The sequence below is a fragment of the Natrialba sp. PRR66 genome, assembly GCF_034808065.1.
Classification (GTDB): domain Archaea; phylum Halobacteriota; class Halobacteria; order Halobacteriales; family Natrialbaceae; genus Natrialba; species Natrialba aegyptia.
Genome location: NZ_JAXHGN010000073.1, coordinates 1 through 278, shown reverse-complemented (window position 1 = coordinate 278; position 278 = coordinate 1). Strand labels below are relative to the sequence as shown.

Below are 278 nucleotides of genomic sequence, written 5' to 3'. Positions count from 1 at the left end.
GTGTTACCCTAACTGTAGGCTGCAGAGAGAACCCTCTGGATGACTGAAGTGTTACCCTGCCTGTAGGCTGCAGAAAGAATAGTGTTGAAGGATACCGAATCATAGCAGACCCCAGCAGAGCTGAAACGATCCAACATCTGCAACGCCTTCTGAATATCCATGTCCATACAGAACCCTTTCAATATAGTGTTGTATGTTACAGTAGACGGTAAACATCCTTTCTCTTCCATGCTAGTAACCAAATTATATGCTTTCCTCACTTGTCCACTGCAGCATAA

1 protein-coding gene is annotated in these 278 nt (G+C 44.2%); it reads right to left on the bottom strand.

What is annotated here, in order from left to right; all coding sequences use genetic code 11:
- Positions 1-8 precede the first annotated feature (8 nt).
- The coding region (locus SM755_RS23535; RefSeq protein WP_323174821.1) for a hypothetical protein at positions 9-278 on the bottom strand (270 nt) is incomplete at its 5' end.